General features: G+C 57.7%; 13 protein-coding genes. 6 read left to right on the top strand and 7 right to left on the bottom strand.

Features of this window, described 5'->3' with window-relative positions:
* Positions 1-184 precede the first annotated feature (184 nt).
* Together hflX and MTX78_RS20780 are read right to left on the bottom strand one after the other, a co-directional pair.
* Complete coding sequence (gene hflX, locus MTX78_RS20785) at positions 185-1,525, bottom strand: GTPase HflX (RefSeq protein WP_243797990.1); 1,341 nt, start codon at positions 1,523-1,525, stop codon at positions 185-187.
* 277 nt (positions 1,526-1,802) lie between these two features.
* Positions 1,803-2,633: a c-type cytochrome gene (locus MTX78_RS20780; protein WP_243797988.1), complete on the bottom strand. Its 831-nt coding sequence runs from the start codon at positions 2,631-2,633 to the stop codon at positions 1,803-1,805.
* Between the two features lie 214 nt (positions 2,634-2,847).
* Here MTX78_RS20780 and MTX78_RS20775 point away from each other — a divergent pair, with 214 nt between their 5' ends.
* Positions 2,848-3,969: a glycosyltransferase family 4 protein gene (locus MTX78_RS20775; protein WP_243797986.1), complete on the top strand. Its 1,122-nt coding sequence runs from the start codon at positions 2,848-2,850 to the stop codon at positions 3,967-3,969.
* Positions 3,970-4,038: 69 nt separating this feature from the next.
* The gene (gene rfbC / locus MTX78_RS20770; RefSeq protein WP_243797985.1) at positions 4,039-4,581 is read left to right on the top strand and encodes a dTDP-4-dehydrorhamnose 3,5-epimerase; all 543 of its coding nucleotides are present in this window, start codon (positions 4,039-4,041) and stop codon (positions 4,579-4,581) included.
* A gap of 66 nt (positions 4,582-4,647) precedes the next feature.
* Here rfbC and MTX78_RS20765 read toward each other — a convergent pair whose 3' ends face one another.
* On the bottom strand, positions 4,648-5,952 hold the full coding sequence (locus MTX78_RS20765) for a UDP-N-acetylmuramoyl-tripeptide--D-alanyl-D-alanine ligase (protein ID WP_243797983.1): 1,305 nt from the start codon (positions 5,950-5,952) through the stop codon (positions 4,648-4,650).
* Positions 5,953-6,012: 60 nt separating this feature from the next.
* Here MTX78_RS20765 and MTX78_RS20760 point away from each other — a divergent pair, with 60 nt between their 5' ends.
* Entirely contained in the window at positions 6,013-8,289 is a 2,277-nt protein-coding gene (locus MTX78_RS20760; protein WP_243797982.1) for an FG-GAP-like repeat-containing protein, read from the top strand.
* A 56-nt stretch (positions 8,290-8,345) separates the two neighbouring features.
* On the opposite strand, the gene MTX78_RS20755 is transcribed toward MTX78_RS20760, so the two are convergent.
* From MTX78_RS20755 to msrA, 4 genes are all read right to left on the bottom strand, one after another.
* The gene (locus tag MTX78_RS20755) at positions 8,346-9,140 is read right to left on the bottom strand and encodes an amidohydrolase (protein ID WP_243797980.1); all 795 of its coding nucleotides are present in this window, start codon (positions 9,138-9,140) and stop codon (positions 8,346-8,348) included.
* Between the two features lie 230 nt (positions 9,141-9,370).
* Entirely contained in the window at positions 9,371-10,528 is a 1,158-nt protein-coding gene (locus MTX78_RS20750; protein WP_243797978.1) for a methionine aminotransferase, read from the bottom strand.
* A 166-nt stretch (positions 10,529-10,694) separates the two neighbouring features.
* Entirely contained in the window at positions 10,695-13,757 is a 3,063-nt protein-coding gene (locus MTX78_RS20745) for a PAS domain-containing protein (RefSeq protein WP_243797976.1), read from the bottom strand.
* Positions 13,758-13,945: 188 nt separating this feature from the next.
* Entirely contained in the window at positions 13,946-14,623 is a 678-nt protein-coding gene (gene msrA / locus MTX78_RS20740) for a peptide-methionine (S)-S-oxide reductase MsrA (protein WP_243797974.1), read from the bottom strand.
* Positions 14,624-14,823: 200 nt separating this feature from the next.
* Here msrA and MTX78_RS20735 point away from each other — a divergent pair, with 200 nt between their 5' ends.
* The 3 genes from MTX78_RS20735 to MTX78_RS20725 all read left to right on the top strand — a co-directional run bounded on the left by MTX78_RS20735 (position 14,824) and on the right by MTX78_RS20725 (position 16,690).
* Positions 14,824-15,219 carry a hypothetical protein gene (locus tag MTX78_RS20735; RefSeq protein ID WP_243797972.1) on the top strand — a complete coding sequence of 132 codons (396 nt, stop codon included), beginning with the start codon at positions 14,824-14,826 and terminating at the stop codon, positions 15,217-15,219.
* A gap of 95 nt (positions 15,220-15,314) precedes the next feature.
* Positions 15,315-15,566, top strand: a complete 252-nt coding sequence (locus MTX78_RS20730; RefSeq protein ID WP_243797970.1) for a hypothetical protein — start codon at positions 15,315-15,317, stop codon at positions 15,564-15,566.
* Positions 15,567-16,234: 668 nt separating this feature from the next.
* Positions 16,235-16,690: a DUF2141 domain-containing protein gene (locus tag MTX78_RS20725; protein ID WP_243797969.1), complete on the top strand. Its 456-nt coding sequence runs from the start codon at positions 16,235-16,237 to the stop codon at positions 16,688-16,690.
* The last annotated feature ends 74 nt before the right edge of the window (positions 16,691-16,764 follow it).

The following is a 16,764-nucleotide window of genomic DNA, read 5'->3' as shown; positions in this document are numbered from 1 at the left end:
GCAGTGGAAGTCAATGTATTATTAAAATAGCACTTATAACCATATAAAATTGTGATATTACAAATTAGCTATGCTTTTCAGGCCAACCTTTGAGCAGTAGTGCAGATCTTACTGCTTTTGCCAGCGGAGCATAAAAAAAGCCTCGGCGTTTGCCAAGGCTTTTCTGTGCAGCAGAAGCCAGCGTTTACTCGCCGTCCAGGTGGTCTACTATCGTGTTTGGGTAGCGCTGATAATGGAATTTCGCCACATGCCGCGTGAGTAAGGCGCGTAGCTCCTCTATGTTCTCGCGTTCCTGAGCCGATACGAAAATCACTGGGTCATGCATCTTGGCCATGTAGGTGGCTTGGAGCTGCGTGAGGGTAGGCCGACTTGGAGCATCTTCGTCTTCGTTCATGCCTTCAAACCCTGCCTGCCGCTCGGTCTCAGTATCTGTGCGATACTGGTCTATCTTGTTGAAGACCAGTAGCATGGGCTTATCGGCGGCTTCAATATCCTTGAGGGTCTCGTTGACCACCTCAATCTGCTCCTCAAATGAGGGGTGCGAGATATCCACCACGTGCACCAGCAAGTCGGCTTCCCGGATTTCGTCGAGCGTGCTCTTGAAGCTTTCAATCAGACGGGTAGGCAATTTGCGAATGAACCCTACCGTGTCGGAAAGTAAGAAGGGTACGTTGTCAAACGAAATCTTGCGCACTGTAGAATCGACGGTGGCAAAGAGCTTGTTCTCGGCAAACACGTCGGAGCGGCTCAACAGGTTCATGATGGTGCTTTTGCCTACGTTGGTGTACCCTACCAGCGCCACGCGCACAATACCACCCCGCGACTTGCGCTGGGTGTGGCTCTGCTTGTCGAAGTCTTTGAGCTTCTCTTTCAGCAGTGCTATCCGGTCGCGCACTACGCGTCGGTCCGTCTCGATTTCCGTTTCCCCTGGTCCGCGCATACTCACGCCCCCGCCACGCTGCCGGCTCAAGTGACTCCACAAACCCGTCAGGCGCGGCAGCAGGTACTGGTACTGCGCCAGTTCCACCTGCGCCCGTGCCGTCGCCGACTTGGCCCGGGTAGCGAAGATGTCGATGATGAGCAGGGAGCGGTCCACTATTTTCACGGCCAGCTCGGCTTCCAAGTTGCGGAGCTGCGAAGGCGACAGGTCGTCGTCGAAAATAACGACGCTGATGTCTTCGTGCATCACGTACGCCTTGATTTCGGCTAGCTTGCCTTCCCCCACAAACGTGCGGATGTCGGGTTTGTCGAGGCGCTGCACGAAGCGTTTTTTCACGCCCACACCGGCCGTTTCAGCCAGAAATTCCAACTCGTCGAGGTACTCTTGGGTGCGGGCTTCTGCCTGGCGCTTGTCGGGTACGGCCACGAGTACGGCGGTTTCGCGCTGCACGGCCGTTTCGTAGGTGCCATCCTTGTTTGCTTTAGCCAGAATGCGGCCTACTCGGCCAGACACGTTATCAGTGGCGCCAGGATGGCGGGTGCTATTGGTTTGCTGGCGGCCACCGGAATTTGATTTCTTCGCCATGTAGAGAGCAGGAAGTAAAAAGGACGATATAAATAGCTAATAAAGCACACGCTTCCGTCGGGAAGCTAGCATCACGAGAGCCGCCCGGAAGCTGGCCTCGGTTTTAGCTTTCACTAGGCAGTATACTCTTGTAAATAACGCAAGTTGCGGCGCAGGTTGAGCCTAGCCGCTTGAAAACAACGTCATGCACCCAACACGCCCCGCAAAGAGCTAGCCGTAGCCCGTGCAGTAAGGTAGCCAAACAAACGGGAGGCAGCAGAAGCGAGGGCGGGGTGGTTTATTTCAAGCTGATGGAGTAGGCTACCACCTGCTGAATCTGGGAAGCGGTCAGCTTGTCTTTGAAGGAGGGCATTTTGCCGAGGCCCTGCGTAACCATATACACGCGGCCGGTGGTGTTGAGGTTGCTTTTGCTGAGGTCGTGGGCGCCGTTGAGACCTAGCCGGCCATCGGCTCCGTGACACACCGCGCAGTTTTCGGTGTACAGCACTTTGCCATCGGCGAGCAGGGCTTCGCCTTCGGGGTCGGCGGGGGGAGAGGCCAGGGCTGCGCTGGCCGAGGCCGCTTCAAGCGCCGCCGCTTCCGCTTCCGACAGCCCAGGGCTGTCGTCGGGAAGCGTGTCAACGGGAGGAACGGCGTCGGGGGTAGGAGTAGTTTCGGGTCGGCCGAGGGGAGTAACAGGCGCTTTCAGAGCGGCAGCATTGGGCGCTTCACCCAGCAGGGCCTGTTGCAGGGTATTAGGCTGGAGGGGCTGAGTGAACACAGCGCCGTGCGCCTGTAGGCCATATAAAACCACAAATCCGAGCAAGTAAAAGGCGGCTAGTCCCTTGCTTTCCCGCCGCAGCGCTCTAACAAAGAACAGCAGGAACGCTGTCAGGTATAGCACCACAAACCATGTTCCTGCTGCTACAGATGCAGGAAACGTCAGCAGGGCTGCCACACCGGTCAGCAAACCGGCCGCTAGTAGGGTGCTGTCAGTCCAGCGGGTGCGGGCCCGCAGATTCCGCAGCACCTCGGTTTGGTTGGTAAGCAGCAACAGCAGCTTGTAGCCAAAAAACAGCAGTGCCAGCAGCACTACAACAGCATGAAGACGGATAAGAAGCGTGAACAAAGGTGCGATAGTGAGGTGGAGAACTGGTAAGTCGTTGCTATCAGTAAACAAAGGTAAGGCCTGAAAAAGCCCAACGGCCTACATAAATTGTGCTACGACTAACGCCTTCCACTCAATTTATCTTGTTGCAGGTGCTCGAAACCTGCTTTGCCCTGCTCACGCCGTTATCTTTGCAGTTAGCTTCCTTCCGATACTTTTCTCTTAGTTACTATCCGTGCGCGTTGCCATTGTTATAAATACCTCTTGGAACATCTGGAATTTTCGGCGCAGCTTAGTGCAGGCCTTGCAAGCTGCTGGCCACGAAGTGGTGGCCATTGCGCCGCCTGATGCCTATTCCGAGCGGTTGGAAACCGAGTTAGGATGCCGTTACGTGCCCATCCTGATGGAAAACAAAGGTACCAACCCAGTGAAAGACGCCCAGTTGACCCGGCGCTTCTACGGCATTTATCGGCGCGAGCGGCCCGATGTAGTTTTGCATTACACCATCAAGCCCAACATCTACGGTGCACTGGCGGCCCGGCTGGCAGGCATTCCAAGCGTCAACAACGTATCGGGGTTGGGCACCGTGTTTCTGGTACCGAACTTCGTGAGCAAAGTGGCCCTCCAGCTTTACCGCTATGCTTTCCGATTTCCGCGCAAAGTGTTTTTCCAGAACGGCGACGACCGGGCCTTGTTTCTGCAGCACCAGCTCGTTCGGGCCAATATAACGGACGTGCTGCCGGGGTCGGGTGTTGATACCAAGCGTTTTGTGCCAGCCACTGAATTCACTCGCCAGCAGCCGTTTGTGTTTCTGATGATAGCACGGGTGCTGTACGAGAAAGGGGTGGAAGAGTACTTCGAGGCCGCCCGTCTGGTACGGGAAGCAGTGCCGGGTACCCGGGTGCAGCTCCTCGGTGGGGTAGACGAGTCTGGCGGGGTGGGCGTGAAGCGCGTGGTGTTCGAGCAGTGGCTAACCGCCGGCAACATCGAGTACCTAGGCACCACCGACGACGTGGCCGCCTACATCCGAAAGGCCGACTGCGTGGTGCTGCCCTCGTACCGCGAAGGCACGCCCAAAACCTTGCTCGAAGCCGCGGCCATGGGCAAACCCATCGTCACGACCAACGTGCCCGGCTGCCGCGAAACCGTGGAAGATGGCCTCAACGGGCTGCTCTGCCAAGTGCGCAATGCCCCGGATCTAGCCGATAAAATGCTGCAGATTCTGCACCTCCCTGATACGGAGCTGGAAGCTATGGGCCGCGCAGGCCGCCAGCTCGCCGAAACCAAGTTCGACGAGCAAATCGTACTCGACAAGTACTTGGCCGAGGTGGCATCGGTGCAGACAAAGCGCCGCTAAGAATTAGGCAACAGCCTAACTTGCTTCCTCAACCGCTTCAATTACCAGAAAAACGACTAATCTTTCCACATGGAAATCAAGCAGCATGCCCTAGCGGGTGTCGTAGAATTTCTGCCCCGCATTTTTGGGGATGCCCGTGGTATCTTCTTCGAGTCGTTTAGCGCCCGGCTCTACGAGCAAGCGGGCGTCCACCACGACTGGGTGCAGGACAATCAGTCGAGTTCGGCCCGGGGGGTATTGCGCGGTCTGCATTTTCAGCGCCCACCCTATGCCCAGGCTAAGCTCGTGCGCGTAGCCCAGGGCCGCGCCCTCGACATCATCGTGGATTTACGCCGCGACTCCGCCACTTACGGCCAGCACGTGACGGTGGAGCTGGATGCAGAGCGGTGCAACGTACTGTACGTGCCCATAGGCTTCGCCCACGGCTTTATGGCGCTCGAAGACAACACGCTTTTCCTGTACAAGTGCTCGGAGTATTATCAGCCCAGCGCGGAAGGTGGCCTCCGTTGGAACGACCCGGCCCTTGGCCTTAACTGGGGAGTAGATTCCCCGAACGTATCCGACAAAGACCAAGTTCTACCCTTGCTGGCAGAATTCGAGAGCCCCTTCTAGTAATGAAGAGTAGCGCGGAACAGATTTCCGCGCTACTCTTCATACAACCCTGAAGCGAAGGAGTATTCAGACTAGTTCTAGTAGCGTTTCTAGCCCCATGCCGCGGGAGCCTTTGATGAGCAACTGGCGGCCTTGCAGTGCCTGGGCGTGCAGCCAAGCAGCCGCTTCAGCTTTGGTGGTGAAGTAATGCGCAGCACCAAAAGCTGAGTTGGCCATGCGCATTTCCGGACCGATTAGCACCACCATGCCAAATGGCAAATCGGCTAGCAGGTGACCCAGAGCCTGGTGCTCGGCAGGGCTTTCCTCCCCCAATTCAAACATGTCACCGAGTACAACCACCTTGTTGGCGTTGCTGGCGCCGGGGCGAGTAGCAAAGCTGCGCAATGCCGCCGCCATGCTGCTGGGGTTGGCGTTGTAGGCATCGAGTATCACCTCGTTGCGGCTTGTTCGCACGAGCTGGGAGCGGTTGTTGGTTGGCGCATAGGAAGCCAATGCCTCGGCAATGTCGAGTGTCGGAACGCCGAAGTGCTGCCCAACCGCGGCGGCGGCAGCCAGGTTCGGGAAGTTGTAGTCGCCGGTGATGTGCGCCTCTACCAGCGTGTTATCGGGCAGGCGGAAACTGACGTGTGGCGTGGCGCCAACAAAAGTGGCGGGGTAGGTATCGGAGGGAGCGGGGTAGCTCACGCGCTGCGGCACCATAGCGCCCAACTCCACCAACCGAGCATCCAACGTATTTACGAAAGCAGTACCACCCGTTGCGGCCAGAAACCGGAACAACTCGGCTTTCCCCTGCGCTATGCCTTCCTGGCCGCCAAAGCCCTCTAAGTGTGCCTTCCCGATGTTGGTAATCAACCCGTGGGTGGGCTCGGCAATGGAACTCAATAGCTCTATTTCGCCGCGGTGGTTGGCGCCCATTTCCACAATGGCCAACTCGTGCTCCTCTTCGCGAATGCTAAGCAGCGTGAGCGGTACCCCAATGTGGTTGTTGAGGTTGCCGCGGGTGTACTGTACCCGGAAGCGCCGGCTCAGCACAGCGTGAATCAACTCTTTGGTGGTGGTTTTGCCGTTCGAGCCGGTGATGCCCAGAACCGGAATGCGTAGCTGCCGGCGGTGATACTGGGCGAGGTCTTGCAGGGTGCGGAGCGGGTCGGCGGCGTAGGTATAGTGCTCGGGGTGTTCGGCCGCCAGCGCGGCATCGTCCACTACGGCGTGCCGAGCCCCTTGGGCCAGAGCCTGGGGGGCGAAATCCACTCCGCGGAAAGTGGGGCCATTCAAGGCGAAAAACAGCGTGTTGGTTTGGGCCTGCCGCGAGTCGGTGCTAACGGAAGCACTGGCGCGGAACTGGTCGTAAAGGGCTGCTATGCCTTGCATGATATTGTAGTAACTTAAAATTAACTTGTTGTGTTTTACTGAAAACCTGCCACCAGCTACATGACATTACGCTTTCTACTTCCTTTGCTTGTGTGCTGTAGCTGGCTGTGCGCCAGTCCGGCCGTTGCTCAATCTACGGCGTTTGGCTTCGAATTGCGCTCGGTGGCAAAAGTAGTGCAAGGCACCGATACCCTGCGCAATGCGTGGGCTGGCGGGCTTGATTCGCCTCAGTTTTCGAGCATCGACCTAAATGCCGATGGCCAGGAAGACCTCTTTATCTTCGACCGACGCATCCGCCGAGTACTTACGTACCTCAACGTAGCGGCGGGCGGTGGCCGCCAGTGGCAGTATGCCCCCGACTACGAGGCCCTGTTTCCGGTAGGCATACACAATTTCGCCCTCCTGCGCGACTACGACTGTGACGGCCGACCCGATCTGTTTACCAGCGGGACCAGTGAGGTGGATATTCAAGTGTTTCGCAACGTGGCTGGGCCGGGTGGCCGCCCTTCGTTTCAGTTGGTTACTGCCCTGCTTTCGGCCCTGGTGGGTGCTAATCAGGTGAACATAAACACGGGCGTGAACTTACCGGCCATCACCGACGTCAATGGCGACGGCCGGCTCGATATCCTGCTTTATGATTGGGACAACAACAAGTACGTGACCTATTACCGCAACACGAGCACCAGCGCCTGCGGCGGGTTGCAGTTTGCGCTGGCATCGGCTAGCTGGGGCAATATTCAGTCGTGTTTGGGGAGCTGTGGTTCCTATAGTTTCTCGCCTACCACGCTGTGCCGCCCCGGTGGTGTGCAGCATACGTTTGGCAGCAACATACTGGCCTTGGATCTGGATGCCGACGGTGACAAGGATCTGGTGATTGGCCGCGACTATTGCTCGGAGCTGGTGGCCATGGTCAACCAAGGCAACAGCCAGCAGGAAAGCATGTCGGCTACCAGCCTCAACAGCAGTTTCCCGACGGGCACCACCCCGGCCCGCGTGCCGAACTTCCCGGCCGGTTACCACTTGGACGTAAACTTTGATGGCCGACTTGACCTGCTGGTGGCGCCGAGCGTGTTCGACAACCTCGACACGCTGGACACCCGCCAGTCGGTGTGGTTTTATGAAAACGCGGGCACCGGGGCAGCCACCAACTTCCAGTTCCGCCAGCAGGACTTTCTGCAACGAGATATGATAGAAGCCAGCTCGTTGGCTGCTCCCGCCTTTCTAGATGTGGATGGCGACGGGCTAAAGGATATGCTGGTGGCTGGTACGCGCCGAGACGCGCCTGGCAACTTCTTTGTGGCTTCCGTAGCCCATTACCGCAACACTGGCACGGCCACCCGCGCCGTCTACCAGCTGGTTACCACCGACTACCTGAACTTGTCGTCCAAAAAGTTCGGTCGGCTGCAACCCGTTATCGTCGACTTGAACCGGGATGGGGCGCTGGATTTGGCGTGCATCGGGTACTATGCCACAGGGCGAAGCTCGTTTCTGGGGTTCTACCTGAACCAAGCCGCGGCGGGGCAGGCGCCTAGCTTCACTACCAGCACGATGCGCACCATCAACAACGTGCCCAACGGTGAGTTCGACACGGCTACGTTCTTCGATGTAGATAATGACGGCAACGTGGACTTGCTCTACGGCACCAATTCCATCCGCACCGACTTGCCAGGCCAAAGCCTGCGCTACTACCGCAACAACGGCAGCAGCAGCCTGGAAAACGCGTTTGTAGTAGCCAATGCCGACTACGGGCAGATTCGTTCGGCCAACAATACCCGGCCCGTTAACCTTTGCCCATTGGTAGCCGACTTCGACAGCGACGGTACGCCCGATTTGCTCGTTACGGATGCATCCGGCACTGTGCGGCTGTTCAGCAATCTGCGGGCGCAAAGCAGCGTCTTTCTCGACTGCACCAACTTGTTCTACAACAATGCGTTGGGCTCCTACGAGAACGCACTACTCGGAGTCCGTGACCAGAACCACTTCACCCTGGCTGCCAACGACGTAGATGGCGACGGCGGACTAGAACTGTTCATCGGGATGGAAAGCGGTGGGGTGCTAGCGGCTGCCCCCCGAAACCGGGTATTGAGCACGCGCAACGCCGCCCAAAACCTGCCGCTTTCACTCTATCCCAATCCGGCTACCAGCACAACCACCGTGGAAGCGCCCCAACCCGTGCAGCTCACCCTACTCGACCTCACGGGGCGTACCATGCGTAAGGGTACGATCCTCGCCCGGCGGCACGAAGTGGACCTGCGTGGGCTAGCCGCCGGCCTCTACCTGGTGCGCTGCGAAACCACCGACGGCCGGCTAGGTATGCAGCGACTGGTGGTAAAATAGCTAGGAAGGCGCGGTTGTTGGCTCTGTTGGAGCGTAACAGCAACCGCGCCTTTCACTTACCATTTCGCCAACTGCGTCATCTCGAAGGAGTCGGCGTCGTGGAGGGCGGGGAACCGTTCACGGAAGGCGTCAAGGTCGGCGCGGCGAAGGGAACGGGTGATGCCAGTTTCCTGGTTGCCTACTTCTACCAAGTACTCGCCACGCATATCCAGCAGGGCTGAGTCGCCGGCGTAAGCGAGGCTGTTCCCGTCAATGCCTACGCAGTTCACACCCATAGTATACGCCAGGTTCTCAATGGCACGGGCACGCAGGAGCGTCATCCAGGCAGTGCGGCGGGCAGCCGGCCAGTTGGCCACGTACAGCAACAGGTCGTAGGGCTGCGTGACGGAGTTGCGGCTCCAAACTGGAAAACGCAAGTCGTAGCATACCAGGGGGCAGATGCGCCACCCGCGCCATTCCTCTACTAGGCGTTCCGTGCCGGCCACGTAGGTGTGGTGCTCGTTGGCCATCGTGAACAGGTGGCGCTTGTTGTAGTAGCTTAAGCTACCGTCGGGCCGCACCCAAAGCAGGCGGTTGTAATACTGCTCTTTCTCTTTGATGATGATGCTACCAGTCATGACGGCATCACGGGCAGCGGCTAGCTCACGCAGCCACGCTACCGTAGGGCCATCCATGGTTTCGGCCAGCTTAGCAGCTTCCATGCTGAAGCCCGTGGTGAACATTTCCGGCAGCACAATCAGGTCGGTGGCAATGGATATTTCATCAACATGCCGGCGTAGCTCGGCCCGATTGGCCTTTGCATCGTGCCATTGCAACGAAGCCTGTACGAAAGAAACGGTTAGATCAGACACGGAAGTGGGGCAATAGGAGGTAGAAGAAGGTCAGTATAACTATCAAGAAATATAAGGTAGCTGCCAGCAGATACCGTTATAGTTCCCAAAATAATTCGCGCCCCCTCAACCCGCACGCAAGCACTGTTCCAAGCGGAATACTTGATGATTGTGCGGAGCACCGCGTGGTGGTTGGGCGCAAGAAAACTCCCTAACGCAGGTTGCGTCACCTAATTGCCTTTGCTGGTTGGCTACAGTTCGCGCAACCGATCAGCAGCAGCCCGTAGTGTTGCTTCTTGTTTGGCGAAGCAAAACCGAATTAAACCTTCGTCATGGCCGTTGTGGTAGAACGCTGAAACAGGCACAACCGCCACGCCAGATTCGCGGGTGAGGCGCTGCGCGAAGGCTACGTCGCTTTCCGTAGTGGATATCTGAGAGTAGCGGGCCAACTGGAAATAGCCACCCAGAACCGGCAGCAGCTCGAAGCGCGAAGCGGCGAGCAACTCCCGAAATAGGTCGCGCTTCGGCTGGTAGAAGGCCGGCAACTGCTGGTCGTGCGCGGGGTCGGTTTCGAGGGCGTCGGCGAGGGCGTGCTGGGTGGGCGTGCTCACGGCAAAAGTCAGGAACTGGTGGACCCGGCGCAGTTCGGCGGTGAGGGCTGGTGGGGCAATGCAATACCCTACTTTCCAGCCAGTGGCATGGTAGGTTTTGCCGAAGGAGGAAAGCACAAACGTCCGCTCCCGCAAGGCAGGGTGTTGTAGCGCGCTGCGGTGCGGTACGCCATCAAACACCATGTGCTCGTACACCTCGTCGCTGAGTATCAAAATGGGGGTATCGGCTACCAGCGCAGCCAGGGACTCTAGGTCTTCGGTGGTTAGGACGGCGCCGCTGGGGTTGTGGGGCGAGTTGATCATGAGCAGGCGCGTACGTGGCGTAAGAGCCGCCCGCACCCGCTCCCAATTGATGCGGAAAGTGGGCGAGTCAAGAGGGACGTACACTGGAATGCCGCCTTGCAGCCGGATGGCCGGACCATACAGATCATAGGCTGGTTCGAGCACAACTACCTCGTCGCCGGGATGGACCACGGCGGCCAGCGCGGCGTAAAGCGCCTCGGTGGCGCCGCATGTCACGGTTATTTCGGTGGCGGGGTCGGGTGCGGGAACCTGGTAGACGCGGGCCGTTTTGTGGGCAATGGCTTCGCGCAGGCGTGGCAAGCCAGGCATGGGGGCATACTGGTGGTGGCCAGGCGTGGTGGCGTGGCGGGCCAGCGCTTCCTGCAAGGCCAGGGGCGGGTCATAATCAGGAAAGCCCTGCGCCAGGTTGATGGCTCCGCATTCCTGAGCCAGCTGCGTCATCACCGAAAAAATACTGGTGCCCACATCAGGCAGCTTGGAAACGATAGGAAACATGAACGAGAGATTAGTGGAAGCGGCGGGCAACCCCGGCAGTTGGATGCCTAAGGTAAAGCCCCCGCTTCAGACCTACGAAAAGCACCCTGCAAAAAGCCCTGCCAGATAGCCTGGTAGGGCTTCGCATCCAGAAACAAACATTGTGGCCGATTGGTAGGCTCTCGTACTACAGGGGCAAGTACACCCGGAAAGCGGCGCCTTCGTTCACAGTGCTTTCCACCTCCACGCGGCCCCCGTGGCTCTGCACTATCCGGTTGACCAGATACAGGCCTACTCCCGACCCGTCAACATGGTCGTGGAAGCGGCGGAACAGCTGAAATAGCTGGCTGCCAAAGCGCGCCATATCAATGCCTATTCCATTGTCTTCCACCACCAGCACCACATAGTTTTTGAGTGGGTAGCTGCTTAGCTGAATATGGGCCTGGCGGTCGGGAGCGGCGTATTTAAGCGCGTTGCTAACCAAATTGTAGAGCACGCTCTGTAGGCTAGGCCGCACAAACTGAATGGTTGGTGCCGCCTCGAAATTGGTGGTAACCGTGGCCCCCGATGCTGTAAGCTGGTCTTGGATGCTGGCCAGCACTTCCGCCGTAAATGCTGTTAGGTCGATACGCTCCGTGTCCAGGTATTGGCGCTGCTTCTGCACCTGTATCAATTCCGACAAATCATGAATGGTATCATTGATTTGCGTGAGGGCCCGCTCGAACATCGCCACCAGCTTCACGGCATCCGGATCGGGAAAGGAAGCCGTGCGAATCAGCTCCTGAAAGATGCCCGCCATGTTGTTGATGGGCTGGCGCAGGTCGTGGGAGGTGGTGTACACGAAGTTGTCGAGGCTCTCGTTGGTGCGCAACAGCTCGGCGTTCTGTGCTTGCAGCTGCTCGCGCAATTCGTGTTCCTCGTGCACCTCGGTGTTGGTGCAATACCAGCACCGGACGCGGCCCGTGGCGTCGAACTCAGGTATGCCCCGGCTTAGTATCCAGCGGTACTGCCCATCGTGGCGGCGCAGCCGAAACTCGTAGCTCCAGGCCCGGCTCTCTTGCAGAGCGGCCCCGTATTCCCGCCGGATGGTAGGCAGGTCGTCGGGGTGCAGCAGCTCAGGCCAGGAACCGTTGATATCGTTGGTAGCAGGGCTAGTGCCGGTGAAGGCGTACCATTGCGGGCCGGCGTACACGATGTCCCCGGAGGGGTTGCAGACAAAGGTCATCACCGGCAACGACTCCGTCATGAGCCGCACCTGTTCGTCGCGGCGGCGTATCTGGGCCTCCAGGGCCTCCGACTGCTGCCGACTGCGCACTTGCTCGGTGATGTCCAGAATGAAAGCCAGCACCCCCTTCACGCGGTGTTGCTCGTCGTGCAGGGGCTGGTAGGAGAACGTAACGTAGTGTTGCCGGAAGGTAGTGGTGCCGGGCTGCTTCAGGGCAATAAGTGTCTCGAAAACCATCCGGGGCTGGCCGGTAGTGTACACGTCATCGAGGAGGGCAATGAAGCCTTGCTCTTCCACTTCCGGTAGCAGATCAGCTACCCGGCGCCCCAGCTCGGTGCGGCCGCCAACAAAGACGGAGTAGCTGTCATTGAAAAAAGTGAGGCGGTGTTCCGGCCCTTCCAGCGTGGCAATAGAAGCCGGGGCTTGGCTCAAAATTTGAAGCAGCTGCCGGTCTTTCTCTTCGAGCCGCACCTGCGCGAGCCGCTTATCATCGATGTCGGTGTTGCTGCCCACCCAACGCAGGATACGGCCATCTTCCCGCCGAATGGCCTCGGCCCGAGCCAGAAACCAGCGGTACTCTCCCGTCTGGCTGCGCCAGCGGTGCTCGGTTTCAAAGGTGGTGCCCGCACGCAGCGCGGCTTTCCATTTACGTTGCGTGTTGGGCAGGTCGTCGGGGTGAATGAAGTTTTCCCACCCTTGCTCGCGCATGTTCTCGAAGGTGCCACCCGTGAAATCGTACCAGCGTTGGTTGTAGTACAGCACGCCTCCTTCGGGCCTCGACACCCAGGCCATTTGTGGCAGCGACTCCAGCGCCTGCTGAAACTCACGGTCCTGGTAGCGTATTTCTTCTAGCAGCTCGGCTGCGCGTTGCTTGGCGTGCACTTGCTCGGTCACGTCGATGCCAAACACCAAGATGCCTTGCGTTTGGTTTTCCTCGTCCAGCAAGGGTTGAAACACACCGTTGAAAAACCACTGTTCCCGGCCAGCTGACTGGTCGGTGGAGTGAAAGGGTATTTCATGCAAGACAAAAGGCTGCCCCGTGCGGTACACATCGTCGATGAGGGCAATGAAGCCCTGCTCCACGAGCTCGGGAGCTGCCTGGGCCGCCGGCAAGCCCACGCGAGCTTGCCCCCGAAATAGCTGCTGCGCCCGCTCGTTTACGTAGCGGTACACGTGGTTCGGGCCGGTGAGGGTGGCAATGTAGGCGGGCACCTGGCTCAAGATCTGTTGGAGCTGCTGGTCTTTTTCTTCGAGGAGCTGGCGCGTGCGTTTCTGATCATCGATGTCGGTGCTGGTACCAAACCAACACACAATGTTGCCGGCCGCGTCGCGCTGGGGTAAGGCCTGGCTCAGAAACCAACGAAACGAGCCATTGCGGGCCCTGAACCGATGCTCTATCTCGTAGGCTTGGCCGCTGGTAAGGGAGTGGCGCCATTGGCGGCGCACACGCTGCTGGTCGTCGGGGTGCGTCATGGCCCGCCACAGGCCCGGTACGTCGCCGTCGGCTACTGTGTGGCCGGTATAGGCCATCCAGCGGGCATTGAAGTACTGGTAGCGCCCATTGGCGTCAGTGATCCACACCAGCTGCGGAATAAACTCTGCCAGAAAGCGAAACTGCTCTGACTCCAGTTCGAGGCTGGAAGCAGCTTTCACCTCCATGCGCATGGCGGGCTGTTCTTGCAGCTGGCACAGCCAATAATGCACTTCCCCTGTGGGCAGCCGTACGGGCGTGAGCATTAGGTGCCAGCAGCACACATCGTAGGCGCCTGCCTGGCCTTCGGGCCGAGACAAATACACGGGAAGCGGGCAACCCATACCCGTGGTTTTCAGCGCCGCCTGCCAAGCCGCCTCCGTAGCTCCAAACAGCTCGGGCGCGGCCCGCCCGAGCAGTGGTACTTCTAAGCCAACGGCCGCCTGGCTGGCCGCATTCGCCGCCACCACCGTTAGGCTGGGGGAAGCCAAGGCCAAGTAAGGAGTTGGCAGCGCGTCAAACAGCAGTTGAAAGTCGGGCAGGGTGGGTAGCATGACGCGCGTTGCGGAGAGAAATACCTCTGCTTCAGAACTCCAAGGTACGCGTCCGTTCCGAACTTCACTATTAGGAGTAGCGGAGCTAACTAGTTGAAAAAAGTACGGTGGAGCTTGCCGAGCAACCGCCCTACAAACAAACCGCCGAACCCAGATGAGGTCGGCGGTTTCTGAATGGCCAGCGCTGGTTAGATAGGCTTCTTGAGCAGCTGGGGGTAGGCTTTGCGGAACTTCATCACCTTGGGTACCGATACCGATTGGATGTACGGATTATCGGGGTGCAGGCGGTAGTAGCCCTGGTGGTAGTCTTCGGCTGGCCAGAACTGTGTGAAAGGCGTGACCTGCGTTACGATGGGGTCGGGGTAATGCTTGGAGGCATTTACCCGTTTGATGGTAGCATCGATGAGCTGCTTTTCCTGGGGCGTACGATAGAAGGCCACGGAGCGGTACTGCGTGCCAGCGTCGGGGCCTTGCCGGTTAAGCGTAGTAGGGTCGTGGCCGGCTAAGAAGAACACGTCGAGTAACTGCTGGTAGCTGATTTGCTGCGGGTTGTAGTACACCTGAAAGCTTTCGGCGTGGCTGGTACGGCCGCTACCTACTTGCTCGTACGTGGGGTTCTGCTCTTTCCCTCCTGCATAGCCCGATACCACGTACTGCACGCCGCGCAGCTCTTCGAACACCTCCTCTGTGCACCAGAAGCAGCCCCCGGCAAAGGTAGCCACCGCCAGACCCTTGGCCTGGGCCGTGGTAGGCAAGCCGCCAGCGGTAGACCGTAGCGTCTGGGCGCCGGCGGGGCTTTGCTGGCCGCATGCCATAGTGAGCAGCAGCAAGCCCATCAAATAAGATTTCAATTTCAAAAACGACATCAGGCAAAAAGAAACAAGTGAAAACGGAACGGCACATGTACGCAAATACAGCGCCAACGGACGTCGCGGGCCCGCAGACTTATACTACAACTTCAGGGGGCTTTTTTGTTCGATTACACTTGAGCTTGCTGAAACATTGAGTATAGGATTCCGGTCTACCTTTACGCTTCCGCTCTGCTACTCCCAACACCTTTCAACAGATGGCTCAACACGTACTATTCCAGACTTCCTACGTCACGATTGTGTATGACTACAACTATGAGTGGCTATACGTGGATTGGACGGGAGACCAGACGCTGGAATCGGTACAAGCGGGGTGCCTGAAGATGCTGGACTGCCTGCGCGACGAGCGGTGCCACAAGGTACTCAACGACAACACTCGTGTGACAAGCATGTGGGCCGATGCGGCAGAATGGGGCGGCCGCGTGTGGTTTCCTGCCATGGCCGAAGCCGGGCTGCAGTATTTTGCCTGGATATACTCTCCCAACCTGTACAGCCGCCTCTCCACCGACCTCACCCTGCAGCATACCACTCGCCCGCTCATCCTAACTTTCGATAGTCTGGAAACTGCTACGGCTTGGCTAGGACAGATGTAGCTCGCCTTCAATGGCAAACAGAGGGTAATACAGAGGAGGAGGTTAACTCTTTTTTAAGACGGCTCGTATAGTATATATTCTAATTTTTATTGAATATGTCTCAATTCAAGCTGCCGCCCATTCCGTCGGGTACTTCCTACGCTGACCCCCGAGTACGGGAGAAGATGGCGGCCTGGATGAAGGAATTCCATGAGGAGCAGTTGACAGCGGTAGGCAGCAGCGAGCTGCTACGCATCTACTGCCAAGCGCTCAACAACTGGGTGCTCAATCCCACCACCGAGTCGCACGACATCGAACTGCTGGTAGATGAAATCTGCCACACGGCCCGGTTAGAGGACAGCGAGTAACGAAAATAGCACGCACAATAAGCGAGGTAGCTGGCTTTTCTGCGCATTATAGAAGACCCCAATAGGGCTAGCGCTAAGTGGCGCTTTCGTGTAAGCATCCAAAGTCACAGACAGTTAGCCTCCTGTGTTGGAAGTGGAAAAGTGGATGCACTACTGTTTTTTTGAGGGAGACAGACCCTAGCGTCCTGCTGCTGTAACAGGGCGGAACGGGTACTACGCAGAAAGAGCAAGGCTATTTGCGGCAGTAATACCAGCCCCGGCCTAAACGGCCTATTGCGCGTCTGATTTGCATAGAGAAAGGGTAAAGAAATGCCGTAAAGGCTCTTTAACCAATGCATTTGGATTCACAAAAGCAAGGAATAGTAAAAGGATAACGTTAAAATTTTTATTGTTATCGTTATACTAACAACCATTCCTCTCCTGTCGCCTTGGTCCACTGCCAGCATTGCCTTCGATAGAGTGTGTCCTAGAGGGACAAGCAAATTTTATATTTTCCCTAAAAAATGCCTCCTGGCATCTGTAAGCTGTATTTTCAAAAAAACAGTGGCGTTGCCCGTGTGCTACTGTGGCAATAAGGTTAACTTGGCTTTCCGCCATCGACGGCACTTTTTGTCGGCGAGCGAAGTTGGCGATTTTGCCACCTTCTGGATTTCTGTATTTCCCCGTTTATGAACCTACGTAAGCTCGCTTTCTTGATGGCTGCCAGCAGCCCGCTCCTTGCCTCGTCAGCTAGCGCCGCCGGAGATAATCCGTCGGGTACGTCGTCGGTTACCGTGGTGGTGTCGGCGTTGGCCTCTACCAAGTCGGCGGTGAAGCTGTATTTCTACAATGTGCGTGACAAGTTTCTGCAACACGGCGGCTATGCCTTTATGCGGGTAATTCAGCCCGGTGGGCAGCAGCAAATCACATTGCCCATCAACCTGCCCAACGGCGAGTGGGCCGTGGCCATCACCCAGGATACCAACAATAACGATAAGCTAGACAAGAATTTCGTTGGAATTCCAACCGAGCCTTACGCCTTCTCCAACAACGTACGCCCCAAACTAGCCGCACCGGACTTCAACGAGTGCAAATTCGTGGTCAACGGCCCGGGCAAAGTGGTGAATATTGTGTTGAAGAAGTAACCTGCTGAAGCTGTAACCAGAAGCCCGCCTTGCTCCCAGCAGGGCGGGCTTTATTTTGGGTTGCTTTTTCGGTT

The sequence above is a fragment of the Hymenobacter tibetensis genome, from assembly GCF_022827545.1.
GTDB lineage: Bacteria > Bacteroidota > Bacteroidia > Cytophagales > Hymenobacteraceae > Hymenobacter > Hymenobacter tibetensis.
Note: the sequence above shows the minus strand (reverse complement) of the source record. Positions and strands in the feature narration are given on the sequence as shown.

Bases quoted from the DNA above. Each gene is read 5' to 3' on its own strand.
- hflX (WP_243797990.1), bottom strand. From the start codon at position 1,525: ATGGCGAAGAAATCAAATTCCGGTGGCCGCCAGCAAACCAATAGCACC.
- rfbC (WP_243797985.1), top strand. From the start codon at position 4,039: ATGGAAATCAAGCAGCATGCCCTAGCGGGTGTCGTAGAATTTCTGCCC.
- MTX78_RS20765 (WP_243797983.1), bottom strand. From the start codon at position 5,952: ATGCAAGGCATAGCAGCCCTTTACGACCAGTTCCGCGCCAGTGCTTCC.
- MTX78_RS20760 (WP_243797982.1), top strand. From the start codon at position 6,013: ATGACATTACGCTTTCTACTTCCTTTGCTTGTGTGCTGTAGCTGGCTG.
- MTX78_RS20750 (WP_243797978.1), bottom strand. From the start codon at position 10,528: ATGTTTCCTATCGTTTCCAAGCTGCCTGATGTGGGCACCAGTATTTTT.
- MTX78_RS20745 (WP_243797976.1), bottom strand. From the start codon at position 13,757: ATGCTACCCACCCTGCCCGACTTTCAACTGCTGTTTGACGCGCTGCCA.
- msrA (WP_243797974.1), bottom strand. From the start codon at position 14,623: ATGTCGTTTTTGAAATTGAAATCTTATTTGATGGGCTTGCTGCTGCTC.
- MTX78_RS20735 (WP_243797972.1), top strand. From the start codon at position 14,824: ATGGCTCAACACGTACTATTCCAGACTTCCTACGTCACGATTGTGTAT.
- MTX78_RS20730 (WP_243797970.1), top strand. From the start codon at position 15,315: ATGTCTCAATTCAAGCTGCCGCCCATTCCGTCGGGTACTTCCTACGCT.
- MTX78_RS20725 (WP_243797969.1), top strand. From the start codon at position 16,235: ATGAACCTACGTAAGCTCGCTTTCTTGATGGCTGCCAGCAGCCCGCTC.